This window comes from Mycobacterium paraseoulense (assembly GCF_010731655.1).
Classification (GTDB): Bacteria; Actinomycetota; Actinomycetes; order Mycobacteriales; family Mycobacteriaceae; genus Mycobacterium; species Mycobacterium paraseoulense.
In genome coordinates this window covers 845,099-863,501 of sequence record NZ_AP022619.1, presented here as the reverse complement: position 1 = coordinate 863,501, position 18,403 = coordinate 845,099, and the positions used below count along the sequence as shown (strand labels likewise).

Sequence of the window (18,403 nt, the reverse complement as noted above, 5' to 3'; positions counted from 1 at the left end):
GATTGCCTAGTTGACACCCGTCAAGAATCCGGAGGGTACGGAAATGGCAGACGCGGCATCGATTGGCCTGAAGGTCGGTGGCAAGGTCATCGTGATCACCGGCGGCGCCCGCGGCATCGGGCTGGCCACCGCCACCGCGCTACACAAGCTCGGCGCCAAAGTGGCGATCGGCGACGTCGACGAAGTGCGGGTGAAGGAATCCGGCGCCGCGCTCGGCCTGGACGTCTACGGCAAGCTCGACGTCACCGACCCGCATTCGTTCTCGGACTTCCTGGACGAGGTCGAGCGCCAGCTCGGCCCGGTCGACGTGCTGGTCAACAACGCCGGCATCATGCCGCTCGGCCGGATCGTCGACGAGCCGGACACCGTGACCCGGCGCGTCCTCGACATCAACGTCTACGGCGTGATCCTGGGCAGCAAGCTGGCGGCCCAGCGGATGGTCCCCCGCGGATCCGGCCATGTCATCAACGTCGCCTCGCTGGCCGGGGAGACGTATATCGCCGGCGCTGCCACCTACTGCGCCAGCAAGCACGCGGTGATCGGGTTCACCGATGCCGCCCGGATCGAGCACCGCCGCGCGGGCGTGAAGTTCTCGGTCGTCATGCCCACGTTCGTGAACACCGAATTGATCGCCGGGACGGCTGGGGCCAAGGGCATCAAAAACGCCGAGCCGGCCGACATCGCCGAGGCGATCGTCAAACTGGTCGCGCATCCCCGGCCGCGAGTCCGGGTCACCAAGACCGCCGGCGCGATCATCGCGTCGCAGAAGTTCATGCCGCGGGCGCTGTCTGAGGGGCTGAACCGCGTGCTCGGCGGCGAGCACGTCTTCACCGACCACGTCGATACCGAGAAGCGCAGGGCCTACGAGGCGCGGGCCCGCGGCGAAGAGTGAGCGCCGCGTCGGGCGCCGTTCACCGCAGGCGCGGACAATCGGCGGGGTGAGCCTAGAAACCCAGACGAACGCTCCCCTGACCGATAACGACCTCGACCTGATCAACGCGTACTGGCGCGCCGCCAATTACGTGTCGGTCGGACAGATCTACCTGCTGGACAACCCCCTGCTGACCGAACCGCTGTCCCCCGAGCACGTCAAACCGCGGCTGCTGGGGCATTGGGGCACCACCCCGGCGCTGAACCTGATCTACGCGCACTTGAATCGGGTCATCCGCGCCCGCGACGCCAGCGTCATCTACGTCACCGGGCCCGGCCACGGCGGCCCGGCGCTGGTCGCCAACGCCTATCTCGAGGGCACCTACAGCGAGGTGTACACCGGCATCGAGGAAGACCGCGAGGGGCTGCGAAAGTTGTTCCGCCAGTTCTCTTTTCCCGGCGGCATCCCCAGCCATGTCGCGGCCCAGACGCCCGGCTCCATCCACGAGGGCGGTGAACTGGGCTACGCGCTGGTGCACGCCTACGGCGCGGCCTTCGACAACCCGGACCTGGTGGTGGCCTGTGTGATCGGCGACGGCGAGGCCGAGACCGGGCCGCTGGCCGCCAGCTGGCACTCCAACAAGTTCCTCAACCCCGTCACCGACGGCGCGGTGCTGCCCATCCTGCAGCTCAACGGCTACAAGATCGCCAACCCCACGGTGCTGGCGCGCATCCCCCACCCAGAGCTCGAGGCGTTGCTGCGCGGCTACGGCTACCGGCCCATCACGGTCGCCGGTGACGACCCCGCCGACGTGCACCAGCAGCTGGCCGCCGCGTTCGACGATGCCTTCGACGACATCGCGGCCATCCAGGACGCCGCGCGCAGCGGCAACCAGACGCGGCGGCCCGTCTGGCCGATGATCGTGCTGCGCACCCCCAAGGGCTGGACCGGCCCAAAGGTGGTGGACGGCAAGAAGGTCGAGGGCACCTGGCGGGCGCATCAGGTTCCGCTGGCCGAGACGCACGACAATCCCCAGCACCGGGCGCAGCTCGAGGAGTGGTTGCGCAGCTACCGGCCCGAGGAACTGTTCGACGGCGACGGCAGGCTCCGCGCGGAGCTGCGGGCGCTGGCCCCCGGCGGTGATCGCCGGATGAGCGCCAACCCGCACGCCAACGGTGGCCTGCTGCTGCACGACCTCGACCTGCCCGATTTCCGTGACTACGCCGTGCCGGTGGAGCGGCCGGCCGCCGAGACGCACGAGGCGACCCGGGTGCTGGGCACCTTTCTGCGCGACGTGATCGCCCGCAACTCCGACCGGTTCCGGCTGATGGGCCCCGACGAGACCGCCTCCAACCGGCTGGACGCCGTGTACGGGTCGACGGCCAAGGTCTGGCTCTCCGATATCGGGCCAGACGACGAGAACCTGGCCCCGGACGGCCGGGTGATGGAGGTGCTCTCCGAGCACCTGTGCCAGGGCTGGCTGGAGGGCTACCTGCTGACCGGGCGCCACGGCCTGTTCAACTGCTACGAGGCGTTCGTCCACATCGTCGACTCGATGCTCAACCAGCATGCCAAGTGGCTGGCCACCAGCCGGGAACTGCCGTGGCGGCGGCCGATCGCGTCGCTGAACTACCTGCTCTCCTCGCATGTGTGGCGCCAGGATCACAACGGCGCGTCGCACCAGGACCCCGGCTTCATCGACCTGGTGGCCAACAAGAGGGCCGAGCTGACCCGGGTGTACCTGCCGCCGGACGGCAACACGCTGCTGTCGGTCGCCGACCACTGCCTGCGCAGCCGCAATTACGTCAACGTCATCGTCGCGGGCAAGCAGCCGGCGCTGGCCTACCTGGACATGGACCAGGCGATCGCGCACTGCGCGCGCGGGGTGGGCATCTGGCCGTGGGCGAGCACCGCGACCGCCGAGCCCGACGTGGTGCTGACCTGCGCGGGCGACGTCCCGACGCTGGAAATCCTGGCCGCCGCCGACATCCTGCGCCGCGAATTGCCCGAGCTGGCGGTCCGGGTGGTCAACGTCGTCGACCTGATGCGGCTGCAGCCGGAATCCGAGCACCCGCACGGCCTGCCCGACCGGGAGTTCGACGCGCTGTTCACCCGCGACAAACCGGTCGTCTTCGCCTACCACGGCTACCCCTGGCTGATCCACCGGCTCACCTACCGCCGCACCAACCACCCGCACATCCACGTGCGCGGGTTCAAGGAGCGCGGCACCACGACGACCCCGTTCGACATGGTGATGCTGAACGACCTCGACAGGTTCCACCTGGTCATGGACGTCATCGACCGCGTCGACGGGCTGGCCAGCCGGGCCGCCGAGCTGCGCCAGCGCATGGTCGACGCGCGGCTCGCCGCGCGCGCCTACACGCGCGAGCATGGTGAGGACGACCCGCAGATCGCCGGCTGGACGTGGCGGGTGGACTGAGCAGGAGGCCCGTTTAGCTCGGGAGTCGCGCTGATGTGGACGCCGAGATTGCCGTGACGGCTGGGCTTCGGGCCCAAACACGACCGCGGCGGCAATCTCGGCGAATCGTCGGGGGCCGGGCGCGCCGGTAGACTGGCCCGATGCTTGACGCCACCGGGACAGCCGACACCCATCCGGTGCTCTCGCAGCTCTGGGCGCTGCACAGGTTCCGGATTCATCTCGACATCGCCGTCGTCGTGGTCGTGCTGGTGCTCACCAACCTGGTCGCGCACTTCACCACGCCGTGGGCGGGCATCGCCGTCGTTCCCGCCGCCGCGATCGGCCTGGTGTTCCTGATGCGCGCCAACGGCCTGGACTGGGCCGACCTGGGCCTGGGGCGTGCACACTGGAAGTCGGGACTGGGCTACGCGCTGGCCGCGGTCGTCGTCGTCGCTTCGGTGATCGCCGTCGGTGTGCTGCTCCCCATGACGCGGCCGATGTTCCTGAACCACCGCTACGCCACCGTTTCCGGCGCGCTGATCGCCTCGATGGTCATCATCCCGCTGCAAACCGTGATCCCGGAGGAGCTGGCCTTCCGTGGAGTCCTGCACGGCGCGTTGCATCGGGCCTGGGGATTCCGCGGGGTCGCCCTGGCGGGGTCACTGCTGTTCGGCCTGTGGCATGTCGCGACGTCGCTCGGGCTCACCAGCAGCAACGTCGGCTTCACCCGACTGTTCGGCGGCGGCATCGTCGGGATGCTGGCCGGCGTGACCGGAGCCGTGCTGGCCACCGGGGCGGCCGGCTTCGTCTTCAGCTGGCTGCGCCGCCGCAGCGGCAGCCTGATCGCACCGATCGCGCTGCACTGGTCGCTGAACGGGCTCGGGGCACTGGCGGCCGCGCTGGTCTGGCACCTGACGGCCTGACGGCCGTCACACCAACAGCACGGCCGCACCGGCGATGCGGCCCGCACTCAGGTCGCTGAGCGCGCGATCCGCCTGGCCCAGTGGGTATTCCGGCGTGGTCACCTCGATGCGGTGCTCGCCCACGAAGTCGAGGAAAGCCCGCGCGTCCGCGCGGGTGTTGGACGTGACCGAGCGGACCTGGCGTTCCTCGAACAGGTGACGCTGGTAGTTCAGGGGCGGGATGTCGGAGAGGTGAATGCCGGCGATCGCCAAGGTGCCGCCGCGGTCCAGCGCCTCCAGCGCGGGCAGCACCAGGTCGCCGACCGGCGCGAACAGGATCGCCGCATCCAGGGGGACCGGTGGCGGGTCGGCCGCGCCCTGCGCCGACGCCGCGCCGAGCTGCATCGCCAGTTCGCGCGCCTCGGCGCCGCGGGTCATCACATGCACCTCGGCGCCCTGCGCCAGCGCGACCTGCGCGGTGATGTGGGCGCTTCCGCCGAAGCCGTAGAGCCCGAGCCGTCCGCCCGGCGGCAGATCCGCGCGTAGCAGCGAGCGGTATCCGATGATGCCGGCGCACAACAACGGCGCCAACTCGGCGTCGCTGTAACCGGTCGGCAGCGAATGCGCGAAAGCGGCGGGGACCGTGGCGAACTCGGCATAGCCGCCGTCGGCGTCCCAGCCGGTATAGCGGGACTGCGGGCAGAGGTTCTCGTCGCCCCGGCGGCAGTACTTGCACACCCCGCACGTGTGGCGCAGCCAGGCGATGCCCACCCGGTCCCCGACCCGGAAGTCGTTGCCGGCCTCGGGGCCGACCTCGACGACCTCGCCCACCACCTCGTGGCCGGGCGTGACATGGTCGCGGTGCACGGGAAGGTCGCCCTCGGTGACGTGGAGGTCGGTGCGGCACACCCCACAGGCGCGCACGGCGACCAGCAACTCCGACGGCCCCGGGCGCGGCACGTCGGCGGTGACCTGCTCGAGCGGGTCGGTGTCCATCGGTCCGGGGCGACGCACCCGCCACGCGCGCATGGTCGTGGTGGTCAGCGGTGGAACCATCCGTCCATCATGCCGCCAACCACCACGGCCGCAACGTGCTAGCTCACTAGGTCCGTCGCACCATGCCGACGATCCAGAGCAGGATCACCGACCCGAGCAGCGCCGTGAGGAAGGTGAAGATCAGGCCACCACCGGCGGTGTTGACGAAGAAGCTCAGGATGAAGCCGCCGATCAGTGCACCGATGATGCCGATCACGATGTCCATCAGGATGCCGGCGCCGCTGCCCCGGATGATCTTGCTGGCGAGCGCCCCCGCCAGGCCACCGATGATGATGTATCCAATGAGGCCGACGCTCGTGAACGTTGTTGAGCGGGCCAGATATTCGGTAGCTGCCATGACGTCCATGCGGATCTCCTTATCGCTGGCAAAGCCCAGCATGTTGCTGGGCCGTCACTTCGGTATACCCGCTTCGCGTAACGAAAAAGGATCCGATTTGGAGACGGTTGGCCGCCTATCCTGACGCGCTGATAGCGCGTCAGGCCGATTGCGTCCGCTGCGGTGACGGCACGGGGGTGGGGCTGACCTCTCCCGCAGGCGCCGGAGCCGGGGCTCCCGGCGCGGGAGCGGGGGCCGGCGCTCCCGGAGCCGGTTGGGCGTCGGGGGGCGCCGGCGCTGGAGCGGGGGCCGGCGCGGCCGGGGCCGTCCAGGGCTGGATCGACTCGGCCAGCGCCTTGGCCGCGCCCTTGTCGACCGGGTCGTTGGCCGTGCCGAGCCAGACCACGAACCAGCGTTGCGGCGGCCCGCCGTTGGACGTGCTCGCCGCGGGCGCCCCGACCACGCCCGTCCAGATCTGGCCGTTGGGCTTGGACGCGTCGCTGAACTTGACCTCGTAGTACGAGGCGCTGCCCGTGATGCCATTGGCCCCGGTGAGCGGGGTCGATTCCTGGTTGATCCGCGTGCCGGGATACGGCAGGAAGAACTCACCCATGTCGGAACCCAGCCGCACGGCGGCCTTGGCGTTGTTGGCTTCGGCGCTGGCGTAGAGCTTCTGGTCCAGCCGGCCCATCACGATGCGGGTGTCGTTGGCGACGGGCGGCGGCTGGTCGGGCAGCGGCGGCTGCCCGGTCGTCTTGCTCAGCAGGGCCGAACCGTAGTCGAGGTGCGAGGCGTCCGACTCCACCCAGCCGGGGGGCAGGACGTAACTGAAGCCGCCCACGGCGTTGCCGACCCGTCCGGCGTTCGGGTCGACGGGGGGCGGCGGTGGCGGTGCGTTCGGGTCGACGGGCGGCGGCGGTGGGGCGTTGGGATCGGTCGCCGCCGGCGGCGCGCCAGGCGGCGGAGCGGTTGCCGGGGCGGCGGGGCCGGCCGCCGGGGGCGGGGCCGCCGTAGTGGTCGGCGGGACCGGGGTCGGAACCTCGGGGTCGGCGTGCGAGGTCGCGGGCAATGCAATCGTGACGGCGCTGGCACTGGTCACCGTGGCTATCGCCAGCGTCGCCCACAGGCCTTTGCGACGCGTCGAGTTGGGTTCCACCTGCTCCATGGCGACGAACCTACCGTGTTACGGCTGTGACGCAAGGAGCCTTGCGGACAATTGCCACGTCGTTTTGCCGATGTTGCCGATCCGCAGCCCGGCGCCCGGCCGGGCAGGTGATTGGGCCTCTCAGTGCGCCGCCGGATACAACGCCACCTCGTGAGCCTTCACGGAGAACCACACCCGCTCGCCGGGCGCCAAGCGCAACTCCGACGCGGCGTCGACGGTGATCTCTGCGGCCAGACCGGGGGCGCCGTCGGGTTGTTGCTCGCCCCGCACCAGCACCGCCGACCCGCGAATGTCCAGCTCCGCCACCGTCACCTCGACGGTGTTGCGCGGGCTGCCGTGCGGTTGCTCCCGGTATACCGCCACCGCCGTGGGCGGAAAGACGGCGATCGCGTTCTGCCCCGCCGCCAGCTCCTCGCCTCCCTCCGGCACGATGGCGTGCCAGCGGGCCCCGGAGCGCGCGTGCAGGGAGGCGTCGCGGGCGACGGTCCCGTTGACCAGGTTGATGCCGGCGATGCGCGCGCCGAAGTGACTGCGCGGCGCCGTGAGCACGTCGGAGACCGGGCCGGTCTCGGCGATCTTCCCGGCCTCCAGCACCAGCACCCGGTCGGCCAGCGCGAACACGTCGAGCAGGTCGTGCGTGATCAGGACGATCGCGCACCCGGTGCGGCCGACCACGCCGCGCAACACCGCGCGGATCCCGGCGGCCGCGGCGACGTCGAGACCCGTCAGCGGCTCGTCGAGCAGCAACACCTCGGGCTCGGCGGCCAGCGCCCGGGCGATCGCCACCCGCTGGGCTTGACCGCCGGAGAGCTGGCGCGCCTTGCGGTCGGCGAGCCGCTCGGCGTCGACCTCGCGCAGCCAGCGCAACGCCGTCGCCGTCTCCGCGGCCCGGGTCGGCCGCAGCCATCCGCGTCGGCTGCGCGGCCCGAAGGCCACGTTGGCGGCGACGCTCATGTGCGGGAACAACAGCGGGTCCTGCAACAGCAGGCCGACCCGGCGGTCATGGGTCGCCACGTTCACCCCGGTCGCGGTGTCGGTGAGCACCCGATTCCCCACCCGCACGACCCCGCGATCCGGGCGGATCAGCCCGGCGATGACATGCAGCGCGGTCGACTTGCCCGCGCCGTTGGGCCCGAGGATCGCCAACACTTCGCCCGCCGAGACCGAGAACTCCACGTCGAGGCGCCGGTCGGTTACGACGGCGCGCAGCTGCAATTCGCTCATGGCCCCGGCCGCCCCGCGTCGATCCCGGCCAGCCGGCGGGCGCCCAGGACCAACACCACCAGCGCCGCCGCCGCCACCAACAGGATTGACAGCGCCACCGCCGCGTCGGCGTTGTCCACCCGCTGCAGGTAGATCTCCAGCGGCAACGTGCGGGTGACCCCTTGCCGGGACCCGGCGAAGGTGAGCGTCGCACCGAATTCCCCCAGCGCGCGGGCGAACGCCAGCACCGTCCCCGACATCACGCCGGGCAGCAGCAGCGGCAGGGTGACCCGCCACCAGACCGTGCTCGGCCGCGCCCCCAGGGTGGCCGCCACGATCTCGAAGTCGGCGCCGGCGGTGCGCGCGGCACCCTCCAGGGAAATCACCAGGAACGGCAGCGACACAAAGGCCTGCGCCAATACCACGGCCGTGGTGCTGAACGCGATGCTGATGCCGGCGGCCTCGAGGTACCGGCCGAGCAACCCGAGCCGGCCGAACGCGTAGAGCAGCGCGATCCCACCCACCACCGGCGGCAGCACCAACGGCAGCAGGATCAGCGGCCGCAGCAGCCGCACCACACGCGCGGTGCTGCGGGCCAGCACCAGCGCCATCGGCACGCCCAGCAACACGCAGAGCACGGTGCTGGCCGCGGCGGTCTTGAGGCTGAGCAGCAGCGCCGTCCGCGACGACGAGCTGGTGATCAGCGACCAGAAATTCGGCCAGTCGAGCTTGACCGCGATGGCCAGCAACGGCAGCACCACGAACACGGTCCCCGCGGCGGCGGGGACGTACACCCACCGCGGCAGATCCGTAGGCCGGTGCACGATTCAGGGTTTGGCGAAGCCCGACCGGGCCAGGATGTTCTGACCGGTGTCACCGGTCACCATGGCCACGAACCGTTGCGCCAGGGTCGGTTGGGGCGCGTTCTTGAGCACCGCGATCGGGTAGACGTTCACCGCTCCGGCGGCCTCCGGGAAGCTCACGGTCGTCACCTTGTCGCCCGCGCTGCGCGCGTCCGTCACATACACCACCCCGGCATCGGCCTGCCCGCTGGTGACCTTGTTGAGGACGTCCGTGACGCTCGGCTCCTCGCTCACCGGGTTGAGGCGAACCCCGGTGCTGTCCTCGACGTGCCGGGTCGCCGCTCCGCACGGCACCGGCCGCTGGCAGATCACCACCCCCAGCCCGGGCCGGGCGAGGTCGCCGAAGGAGCCGAGGCTTTTCGGGTTTCCCGGCGCGGTGACGATCACCAGCGTGTTGGACGCGAAGTTCGTCGGGTCGCCGGACACCAGGCCGCCCTTGGCGACCGTGACCATCTGCGCGGTGTCCGCCGACGCGAAGACGTCGGCCGTCGCGCCCTGCGTCAACTGGGTGGCCAGTTCCGAGGAACCCGCGAAGTCGAATTCGACGTTGCTGCCAGCGTTTTGGGCCTTGAACTGTGCGCCGATCTGACTGAATGCGGATTTCAGCGAGGCCGCGGCGAACACCACGAGCCGCCCCGGGCCGGCGGCACCCGGGGAAGACGGGTTCGAACCGCACCCGGCCAGGCCCGCCGCCAGCGTCACCGCAACCACGCCGGCCAGGATCCCGATCTGCCGCATGCATGCACCCTAGACCGCCGACGATACGGCCCGCTTGCGGGCTGAATCGTCGCAAAAAAGTGACGGACAAAATAGTTATCCAAATGATCCGCGCGTCACGCCGTCAAGAATTTCGCCGACTAGCTACTGTCCAGTAACATCAAGGAAAACTGATGCCATAACGCGCTGAGCTCCCAGGCAGGTCCCCCTCAGCGGTCCGGTGGGTGGCCCCACGGAACTGCCCGGGTCTGGGTTCAACGTCGAAGACGAGGAGGTCATGGCAGTGGAGGTGTTGGTCACCGGCGGAGACACCGAACTGGGGCGCACAGTGGCCGAAGGCTTCCGCGATGACGGTCACAAGGTGACCCTCGTGGGTGCGCGGCGCAGCGACCTGGAAATCGTCGCCAAGGAGCTGGACGTGGACGCCATCGTGTGCGACACCACCGACGCGGCGAGCCTGACCGAGGCCCGTGGCTTGTTCCCCCACCATCTGGACACCATCGTCAACGTGCCGGCGCCCACCCGCGAAGCCGGCGACCCACGCACCTACTCCATCGCCGACACCGCCGACGCGTGGCGGAATGCGTTGGACGCCACGGTGCTGTCGGCGGTGCTGACGGTGCAGACCGTGGGTGATCACCTGCGTTCGGGCGGCTCCATCATCAGCGTGGTGCCCGAGAACCCGCCGGCCGGAAGCGTCGGCGCCGCGATCAAGGCGACGCTGTCGAATTGGGTCGCCGGACAGGCCGGCGTCTTCGGCACCCGCGGCATCACGGTCAACGCCGTGGCCAGCGGGCGCAGCGCCCAGCCCGGGTACGACGGCCTCTCCCGCACGCCCCCGTCGGTCGACGGCGAGGTCGCGCGTCTGGCGCTGTTCCTGACCACCCCGGCGGCCCGCCACATCACCGGCCAGACGCTGCACGTCAGCCACGGCGCGCTCGCGCAATTCGGCTGAGGGCGTAATTCGGCGCCCAGCCGTGCCGCCTCGCGCGGAGCCGCACTACGGTAGGTCGCGTGGCTATCCGACTCGGACTGCAGATTCCCAACTTCTCCTACGGCACCGGGGTGGCGGAGCTCTTCCCCACCGTTCTGGCCCAGGCCCGCGAGGCCGAGTCAGCCGGTTTCGACTCGGTCTTCGTGATGGACCATTTCTACCAACTGCCCATGCTGGGCGATCCGGACCAGCCGATGCTGGAGGCCTATACCGCCCTGGGCGCGCTGGCCACCGCCACCGAACGAGTTCAGTTGGGCACCTTGGTAACCGGCAACACCTACCGCAACCCCTCGTTGCTGGCGAAGATCATCACCACCCTCGACGTGGTGAGCCAGGGCCGCGCGATCCTGGGCATCGGTGCCGGGTGGTTCGAACTCGAGCACGACCAGCTGGGTTTCGAATTCGGCACCTTCACCGACAGGTTCAACCGGCTCGAGGAGGCGCTGCAGATCATCCTGCCGATGATCGCGGGCGAGCGGCCGACCTTCTCGGGCAAGTGGTACCGGGTCCGCGAGGCGATGGCGAATCCCCGCTTCCGCGACCACATTCCGCTGATGATCGGCGGCAGCGGCGAGAAGAAGACGATCCCGCTCGCCGCGCGCCACTTCGATCACCTCAACGTGATCGCCGGATTCGACGAGCTGCCAGGCAAATTGGAGGTTGTGCGGCGGCGCTGCGAGGACGTCGGCCGCGATCCGGCGACGCTGGAGACCAGCACGTTGACCACCGTGCTGATCGACGAGAACGCGAAACCCGATCAGATCCCGGCCGAAATGACGCAGCGCATGGTGGTCGGCAGCCCCGACTCGGTCGCCGACCAGATCAAGACCAAAGTGGTGGACGCCGGAATCGACGGCGTGATCATCAACCTGCCCTTCTACACCCCCGGCGTGATCAGCGCCGTCGGCGACGCGCTGCGCCCGGTCGTCGGCCTGTAGCCGCCCCCCGCGGGGTCGCGGATTGGCCCCGGCGCGGTAATACTTCTGTGTAGCAGCGTTTACCCGCGCCACACCGGCGCAGCGCAGAAGAAGACCGGGGAGGACATGAAGAGACGAGTCCTGGCGGCGATCGCCGCGGGTGTGGCATTCGCCGCCCCCCCGATCGCGCACGCCGACAACAACTGGATCGCCATGGCAATCTCGGACTCCACCGGCCGCATCAACATCGCCGATGGAGCGGCCAGCCAGGGCGCGGCCGAGAAGGCGGTGATGGAGACGTGCCGCAAGAGCATCAGCGACTGCCGGTTGCTGGCCAGCGGGCAGGGCGGGTGCGTGGCGCTCGTGTTGAACGCGGCCAAGTCCCGATACTTCGGCGGCTGGGGTCCGACCCGCGAAGAAGCCGAAGCCCAGGCGCTCGAGCGTGCCCCCGGCGGAACGATCCAGGCGGGCCACGACCACTGCGCGGGCGAGGGTTCCAGCCAGTGACAACGGCGGCGCGCCGGGCCGGCTGAACCCCTGATAGTTACGCCACACCGCCCGATGCCCACCAGGCATTACGGCGCCGCACACCGTTAGTGTTGCAAACAACACATACTTATCAATTAGGTTTCCGGGTACCCGCCTGACTAGCGTTGTGGCTAACTGCAGTCGCGTGTCCAAAAGCCCCCGTCAGGAGCAGCGGAAACATGAGCCCCCCACCGGAAACCACAGCTGGAACCGAACGTCGCCACCAGGTCGTCATCATCGGTTCGGGGTTCGGTGGACTCAACGCGGCAAAGAAACTCAAGCACGCCGACGTCGACATCAAACTGATCGCCCGCACCACCCACCACCTGTTCCAGCCGTTGCTGTACCAGGTGGCCACGGGCATCGTGTCCGAGGGCGACATCGCCCCGCCCACCCGCGTCATCCTGCGCAGGCAGCACAACGTGCAGGTGCTGCTCGGTGACGTCACGCACGTCGATCTGGCCAGGAAGCTCGTCGTGTCCGATTTGCTCGGCCACACGTACGAAACCCCTTACGACAGCCTGATTATCGCCGCGGGCGCGGGGCAGTCCTACTTCGGCAACGACCACTTCGCCGAGTTCGCGCCCGGCATGAAATCGATCGACGACGCACTCGAGGTGCGCGGGCGGATCCTGAGTGCCTTCGAACAAGCCGAACGATCACGCGATCCGGAACGGCGGGCCAAGCTGCTCACGTTCACCGTTATCGGTGCCGGCCCGACCGGCGTCGAAATGGCCGGGCAGATCGCCGAATTGGCGGCCCACACGCTGAAGGGCTCGTTCCGTGGCATCGACTCCACCAAGGCGCGGGTGATCCTGCTCGACGCCGCGCCCGCCGTGCTGCCGCCCTTCGGCGACAAGCTGGGTATGCGGGCGCGGGCCCGGCTGGAGAAGATGGGCGTGGAGATCCAGCTGGGGGCGATGGTCACCGACGTCGACCGCAACGGCATCACGGTCAAGGACTCCGACGGCACCATCCGGCGCATCGAGTCCGCCTGCAAGGTATGGTCCGCGGGCGTGCAGGCCAGTGGGCTGGGCCGGGACCTGGCCGAGCAGTCCTCGGTGGAACTCGACCGGGCCGGGCGGGTCAAGGTGCTGCCGGATCTGTCGGTCCCGGGGCACCCGAACGTGTTCGTGGTCGGCGACATGGCGGCCGTGGAAGGCGTTCCGGGCGTCGCGCAGGGCGCGATCCAGGGCGCCAAGTACGTCGCCAACACGATCAGAGCCGAACTCGGCGGCGCCGATCCGGCGGAACGCGAGCCGTTCCAGTACTTCGACAAGGGGTCCATGGCCACGGTTTCGCGGTTCTCCGCGGTCGCCAAGGTCGGCCCGCTGGAGTTCAGCGGCTTCATCGCCTGGCTGATGTGGTTGGTGTTGCACCTGGTCTACCTCGTCGGGTTCAAGACCAAGGTCAGCACGCTGCTGTCGTGGACGGTCACCTTCCTGAGCACGCGGCGCGGCCAGCTGACCATCACCGAGCAGCAGGCGTTCGCCCGCACCCGCCTCGAACAACTGGCGGTGCTCGCCGCGGAGACCAAACGCCCCGCGGCCGCCAAGCGCGCCAGCTAGCCGCCCAGCCGGTCGGCCTGCCACGTACTCAGCAGGCCACCGCCGGCCAACGACAGCACGGTCGAACCGGCGTCGATCGGGGTGTCTACAAAAGCCGTCTCGGGGTAGCGCAATTCGTGGATCGACGCACGAGGCGCCGCGATGACATCGTCGCCCGGCGATCCGGCTCCCAGCTCCACGCGGTGGCGCAACAGCGGGCGGCCATCGCAGTCGGCATGCAGGGATCCCGACCAAAACCCTTGGCGCTCTTCGTATCTGCCGACCTGCACCCGCTCCCGAAAGCGCACCTGGGCGCCGTCGCGCAAGCAGAAGGCCGCGCTGGACACGTGCCGGGCGCCGGCGGCGACCACCGTTGGCTCCAGGTCGATGTCAAGGCTTCCGGTCACCGTCACATCCCAATGGGCATGCGAGGTGGGAATCTTCGCCCCGGGCAGCGCCACGGTGGCGGCGGCGCTGCGTAGTTTGAGCCGGGCACCGCGTTCGACGATGACGCGAAAGTCGATGCTGTCGCCGCCCAATGGCGTGGCGGCCGCCGACACCAGGTGGACGGTTTCGGGCGCAGTGCAGCGTGCGGCCACGGCGCCGCCGCACTCGATCCGCGGCAGCCGGTTCGGATACGCGACCACCAGGATCCGCGATCGCATCACACGGTGGCCGCCTCGCGCAATTGCGTGCGGACCCACGCCAGCACCTGCGAGGCGGCCGGGTCGTCGGCGAGGGACTGCAGCACGGTCGGCCGGCCGCCGCGCACCGCGTTGGCGTCGCCGGCCATCACCTGCAGGTCGGCGCCGACGAGCGGCGCCAGGTCGGTCTTGTTGACTACCAACAGGTCCGAGTAGGTGACGCCGGGGCCGCCCTTGCGCGGCACTTTGTCGCCGCCGGCGACGTCGACGACGAAGATCTGCACGTCCACCAAACCCGACGAGAAGGTGGCCGTCAGGTTGTCGCCGCCGGATTCGACGAGGATGAGGTCCAAGTGCTCGTGCGCGGCGACCAGGTCGTCGATCGCGTCGAGGTTGGCGGTGATGTCGTCGCGGATCGCGGTGTGCGGACATCCACCGGTCTGCACGGCCGCGATCCGGTCGTCCGGCAACACCGCGTGCCTGCGCAGGAAGTCGGCGTCCTCGGTGGTGTAGATGTCGTTGGTCAGCACCGCCAGCGACAGCTCGTCGCGCAGCTGCCGGCACAGCGCGGCCACCAGCGCGGTCTTGCCGGACCCGACCGGGCCGCCGACGCCGATACGCAGCGGCTCCCCCGGCCGCCTCACCCGCCGCGGCCGATCGACCTGTGGATGCGGGTGGCTGTGTGAATGTGTTGGCATCTTGTGTCTTTCGGCAGATTGATGGAAGCGATTCGCGCGCGGGCGTGTTGGTAGGCAGCGTATCGACCACATGATGGCCAAGTCGTACAGGTGGTCCTGCGACCGACCCGGTCGTTGCCAGGAAAGTCACAGCTGTCTTCTGGCTACGTCAAAGTTGCGGAGGGTGGTCGACCGGGTAGCTTTTATGGCGGCGCGCCGAAACGGCCGCCCGGACGAGTTCGCCGTACCCGGAGAGCGACAAGACGGTGACCGCGGGATGCCTGGCGTGCCGGTCAACCGAAAACGGTCTGCGAACTTCTTCTCCGTTTAGTTTCGGTCCTCTGGGCATCCTCCGCCGTGAGTTGAAACGCGACGAGAGGATTTCCATTGTTCAACCCGTTTGCCGGCCAGGCCGACATCCCCAACCGTGAGGGTGCGTGGGCGCAGCAGGCCGAAGCCGAGCTGTCCACGCGGCGTCACCGCGAAGAGATCGACCGCTGCATCAGCCATGGGCTGGAAGCGGCCCCCACCATCAACGACCGCACCCTGTCGACCTTCGCGCGCGGCGAACTTCCCCATTTCGCCGGGGAACGCGGGACGTTCCTCAAGGCCCCGTTTCTCGAGGATGTGAACGACGTCGCCGACGCCGAGGTGGCCGTCTTCGGGGCGCCGCTGGACGCCGGGACGACCTACCGTCCGGGCACCCGGTTCGGGCCGATGGGGATCCGCCGGTCCACCAACCTGTTCGGCACGTATTGCTACGAGCTGGGCGTCGACCTGCGGGAACAGCTCAACATCGTCGACATCGGTGACGTGGTCACGATCCCGGCCAACATCGAGAAGTCGTTCGACCAGATCAGCCAGGCCATGGCGCACGTCGTCTCCAGGGGCGTCTTTCCCGTCGTCCTCGGCGGTGACCACTCGATCGGCTTCCCGACGGTGCGAGGCCTGGCCCCCTACCTGGACGGCAACGTCGGGATCATCCATTTCGACCGCCATGTCGACACCCAGGAGACGGATCTCGACGAGCGGATGCACACCACCCCCTGGTTCCACGCCACCAACATCAAGAACGCCCCGGCCACCAACCTGGTGCAGATCGGGATCGGCGGGTGGCAGGCGCCGCGCGCCGGTGTCCAGGTGGGTCGGCAGCGCGGCAGCACCGTCATCACCGTCGGTGACGTCGAACGCGTCGGGATCGAGAAGGTCGCCGAAATCGCACTCGAAACGGCATGGAAGGACGCCAAGGCGGTGTATCTGTCGTTCGACATCGACGTCATCGACGCCGGGTTCGTACCCGGCACCGGCTGGCCCGAGCCCGGTGGTCTGCTGCCGCGCGAGGCGCTCAACCTGATCCGGATGATCTCCGAACCGGGACTGAACGGTATCGAGGTGGTGGAGTGCTCGCCGCCCTACGACTGGGCGGAGCAGACCGCGCTGATGAGCAGCCGGGTCATTCTGGACAGCCTGGCCGTCATGGTGCGGGCGGGCAAGCTCGGCAAGAAGCCCGCCGCGCTCAAGCGGCACGCGTGGGGGCCCTTCGCCGACTGAACGTCGGGCTTGGCCTGCCGCCTACGGCGCGAGCACCGAGCCGAGTGAAAGATTGACGAGTGAATAGCTCGTTAATCATATAGCAAATAATGCTGCCCGCCAGCGGGCGGGCTGGAGGCTGCGCCGGGTGACCCCGGGTCGCGTTGCGCCCGACCGGGCACGGCGGGACGGCCGGGCCACTGGCGCGGCGCGGGCTCTTTCCGGCAGTGGGGGCGCCCGCGCTGCGCCTCGATCCAGAGTGGCTGCTGAGAAGGCACTCTCGTATCAATGGCCGAGCGCGCGTACCGGTATCCGGGCCGGCGGACTTCCCGCCTAGCTGGGTGACACAACCCGGTCCGGGGCGCGGTAAAGGTGCCCGCAATCGAGCGTGGCGCCGGGCACTCCATCCGCTCATCGCCATTTCCAGCAAATTCTCAGGAGTTAACCATGGTTGTTCCAGTTACAACCATGAAGATTACCTATCGTGCGGCAACGAGACGGCGGTCCGTCGCTCTGCGCCGCGGCATGGCGATGCGGGCGTCTGGGCGCTGCATCGCTGGTGCGCGAGTCCATCGCGCACGGAACCGGGGCACCAAGCCGCCGCCCGACTTCGGGCTTGGGCTGGGCGATTTGGCGCCTGACCGGCTTGCTACGGGGGTTTTTGTAGTGGATTTTGGGGCGTTACCGCCCGAGGTCAACTCAGGGCGGATGTATGCGGGCGCGGGGGTAGGGCCCCTGGTGTCGGCTGCGGCGGCCTGGGACGCGCTGGCTGCGGAGCTGAGCTCGGCCGCGGCGTCGTACCGGGCGATCGTGTCCGAGCTGACGGGTGGGCCCTGGGTGGGCCCGTCGTCAAGCGTCATGGCCGCCGCGGCGGCGCCCTACGTGTCGTGGATGAATACCACCGCGGCTCAGGCGCAGCAGACCGCCGCGCAGCTGGGCTCGGCGGTGGCGGCTTACGAGGCGGCGTACGCGGCCACCGTGCCGCCGCCGGAGATCGAGGTGAACCGGGCGTTGTTGGCCGCACTGGTCGCGACCAACCTGCTCGGGCAGAACACGCCGGCGATCGCGGCCACCGAGGCGCAGTACTCCGAGATGTGGGCCCAGGACGCCGCCGCGATGTACGGCTACGCCGGCGCCTCGGCGGCGGCCACCAGGCTGACACCCTTCGCCGCACCGCCGCAGACCACCAACCAGTCCGGCACGACGATGCAAGCCGCCGCGGTCAACCAGGCGGCGCAATCGGCGGCCGGGCCCAGCACCCAGTCGGCGCTCAACACCGTGCCCAACATGCTGCAGAACATCTCGGCGGGCTCGATCGTCAGCCCGTCGAACCTGGATCCGCACCTGGGCAGCCTGTTCAGCCCCAGTAGCGGCCCGACCGGCCTCAACGAGTTCACCCAGAACATCGGGAACTGGGCGCTGGTCGTCAGTGGACCGCTGTTCACGGCGTCGGGCATCACGCCCCTCCTGGGCGGCCTGTATGGGCTCGCATTGCCCACTTCGGCGGCCGCGGCCGGCGACGTATCCCCGTTGGACGGCGGCCTGGGCACCCTGGTGAATTCGCCGGCGTCGGGAAGCCTCGGCAACGCGGGGGTTTCGGCGAGCCTGGGCGAATCGGCTGCCGTCGGCAAGTTGTCGGTGCCGCAAACCTGGGCGGAGTCCCCGGCCATTCGCCTCGCGGGCAGCGCGTCGCCGTTGACGACGGCGGGCCTGGGCGGCGTGCCGCACGCCGAGACGGCCGCGCCCGGCGGATTCTTCGGTGGCATCCCCCCGGTGGGCAGCCTGGTCAACGCGCCCAGGGGCGAGCAGACCCGGGCCCGCCCCGGCGCCGGCCAGAAAGTCGTCCCGACCGGCCCCGGCGAGTCGGGCGCGGACGTGCGGACCCCCGTCGCACCGGTACCGCCCCAACAGGCTCAGCGGCCTCGCAAGCACGTCGCCAGCGCGCTGAGCGAACGCGAACGCGAAGAACTCGAGAAGCTGCGCAAAGAGATCGCCGAAGTGGCGACGGAACGTGACGCGGCGGCCCGCCTCATCAAGGAGGCGATGCTGTGACC

At 69.5% G+C, this 18,403-nt stretch carries 17 protein-coding genes and 1 riboswitch; of the genes, 9 read left to right on the top strand and 8 right to left on the bottom strand.

Annotated elements, in window-relative coordinates; translation table 11 throughout:
• Window positions 1–43 precede the first annotated feature (43 nt).
• The 3 genes from G6N51_RS03640 (at window position 44) to G6N51_RS03630 (ending at window position 4,213) form a co-directional block, all read left to right on the top strand.
• Window positions 44–892 carry an SDR family oxidoreductase gene (locus tag G6N51_RS03640; protein WP_083173033.1) on the top strand — a complete coding sequence of 283 codons (849 nt, stop codon included), beginning with the start codon at window positions 44–46 and terminating at the stop codon, window positions 890–892.
• Between the two features lie 46 nt (window positions 893–938).
• Window positions 939–3,311: a phosphoketolase family protein gene (locus G6N51_RS03635; RefSeq protein WP_083173032.1), complete on the top strand. Its 2,373-nt coding sequence runs from the start codon at window positions 939–941 to the stop codon at window positions 3,309–3,311.
• A 140-nt stretch (window positions 3,312–3,451) separates the two neighbouring features.
• Window positions 3,452–4,213, top strand: a complete 762-nt coding sequence (locus G6N51_RS03630; RefSeq protein WP_083173031.1) for a CPBP family intramembrane glutamic endopeptidase — start codon at window positions 3,452–3,454, stop codon at window positions 4,211–4,213.
• Window positions 4,214–4,219: 6 nt separating this feature from the next.
• Here the strand turns inward: G6N51_RS03630 and G6N51_RS03625 are convergent, their stop codons facing one another.
• The 6 genes from G6N51_RS03625 to modA all read right to left on the bottom strand — a co-directional run bounded on the left by G6N51_RS03625 (window position 4,220) and on the right by modA (window position 9,533).
• Window positions 4,220–5,248 carry a zinc-binding alcohol dehydrogenase family protein gene (locus G6N51_RS03625; protein ID WP_083173030.1) on the bottom strand — a complete coding sequence of 343 codons (1,029 nt, stop codon included), beginning with the start codon at window positions 5,246–5,248 and terminating at the stop codon, window positions 4,220–4,222.
• A gap of 46 nt (window positions 5,249–5,294) precedes the next feature.
• Complete coding sequence (locus G6N51_RS03620; protein WP_083173113.1) at window positions 5,295–5,594, bottom strand: GlsB/YeaQ/YmgE family stress response membrane protein; 300 nt, start codon at window positions 5,592–5,594, stop codon at window positions 5,295–5,297.
• 130 nt (window positions 5,595–5,724) lie between these two features.
• Complete coding sequence (locus G6N51_RS03615; RefSeq protein ID WP_163750637.1) at window positions 5,725–6,729, bottom strand: alanine and proline-rich secreted protein Apa; 1,005 nt, start codon at window positions 6,727–6,729, stop codon at window positions 5,725–5,727.
• Between the two features lie 120 nt (window positions 6,730–6,849).
• On the bottom strand, window positions 6,850–7,953 hold the full coding sequence (locus tag G6N51_RS03610; RefSeq protein WP_083176564.1) for a sulfate/molybdate ABC transporter ATP-binding protein: 1,104 nt from the start codon (window positions 7,951–7,953) through the stop codon (window positions 6,850–6,852).
• Window positions 7,950–8,756 (bottom strand): ABC transporter permease, encoded by an 807-nt coding sequence (locus G6N51_RS03605; RefSeq protein WP_142275281.1) that lies wholly within the window; start codon window positions 8,754–8,756, stop codon window positions 7,950–7,952. The genes G6N51_RS03610 and G6N51_RS03605 overlap by 4 nt, the downstream gene beginning before the upstream one ends.
• A 3-nt stretch (window positions 8,757–8,759) precedes the next feature.
• Window positions 8,760–9,533 carry a molybdate ABC transporter substrate-binding protein gene (gene modA / locus G6N51_RS03600; protein WP_083176560.1) on the bottom strand — a complete coding sequence of 258 codons (774 nt, stop codon included), beginning with the start codon at window positions 9,531–9,533 and terminating at the stop codon, window positions 8,760–8,762.
• Between the two features lie 256 nt (window positions 9,534–9,789).
• Here modA and G6N51_RS03595 point away from each other — a divergent pair, with 256 nt between their 5' ends.
• The 4 genes from G6N51_RS03595 to G6N51_RS03580 all read left to right on the top strand — a co-directional run bounded on the left by G6N51_RS03595 (window position 9,790) and on the right by G6N51_RS03580 (window position 13,519).
• A complete protein-coding gene (locus G6N51_RS03595; protein WP_083176568.1) occupies window positions 9,790–10,467 on the top strand; it encodes an SDR family oxidoreductase in 678 nt (225 codons plus the stop codon).
• Window positions 10,468–10,526: 59 nt separating this feature from the next.
• Window positions 10,527–11,444: an LLM class F420-dependent oxidoreductase gene (locus G6N51_RS03590; RefSeq protein WP_083176558.1), complete on the top strand. Its 918-nt coding sequence runs from the start codon at window positions 10,527–10,529 to the stop codon at window positions 11,442–11,444.
• Between the two features lie 105 nt (window positions 11,445–11,549).
• The gene (locus tag G6N51_RS03585) at window positions 11,550–11,930 is read left to right on the top strand and encodes a DUF4189 domain-containing protein (protein WP_083176556.1); all 381 of its coding nucleotides are present in this window, start codon (window positions 11,550–11,552) and stop codon (window positions 11,928–11,930) included.
• A gap of 200 nt (window positions 11,931–12,130) precedes the next feature.
• Complete coding sequence (locus tag G6N51_RS03580; RefSeq protein WP_083176554.1) at window positions 12,131–13,519, top strand: NAD(P)/FAD-dependent oxidoreductase; 1,389 nt, start codon at window positions 12,131–12,133, stop codon at window positions 13,517–13,519.
• Here the strand turns inward: G6N51_RS03580 and G6N51_RS03575 are convergent.
• Both G6N51_RS03575 and ureG read right to left on the bottom strand, forming a co-directional pair.
• The gene (locus G6N51_RS03575) at window positions 13,516–14,163 is read right to left on the bottom strand and encodes an urease accessory protein UreD (RefSeq protein WP_083176552.1); all 648 of its coding nucleotides are present in this window, start codon (window positions 14,161–14,163) and stop codon (window positions 13,516–13,518) included. The genes G6N51_RS03580 and G6N51_RS03575 overlap by 4 nt on opposite strands.
• A complete protein-coding gene (ureG, locus tag G6N51_RS03570; protein ID WP_083176550.1) occupies window positions 14,163–14,840 on the bottom strand; it encodes an urease accessory protein UreG in 678 nt (225 codons plus the stop codon). Before ureG ends, G6N51_RS03575 begins: the two co-directional genes overlap by 1 nt.
• A gap of 189 nt (window positions 14,841–15,029) precedes the next feature.
• A riboswitch (guanidine-III (ykkC-III) riboswitch) is annotated at window positions 15,030–15,092 on the top strand.
• Window positions 15,093–15,206: 114 nt separating this feature from the next.
• On the opposite strand from ureG, the gene G6N51_RS03565 reads away from it, so the two are divergent.
• Together G6N51_RS03565 and G6N51_RS03560 are read left to right on the top strand one after the other, a co-directional pair.
• A complete protein-coding gene (locus G6N51_RS03565) occupies window positions 15,207–16,370 on the top strand; it encodes an agmatinase family protein (protein WP_174814289.1) in 1,164 nt (387 codons plus the stop codon).
• A 645-nt stretch (window positions 16,371–17,015) separates the two neighbouring features.
• Window positions 17,016–18,401, top strand: a complete 1,386-nt coding sequence (locus G6N51_RS03560) for a PPE family protein (protein ID WP_163750635.1) — start codon at window positions 17,016–17,018, stop codon at window positions 18,399–18,401.
• The last annotated feature ends 2 nt before the right edge of the window (window positions 18,402–18,403 follow it).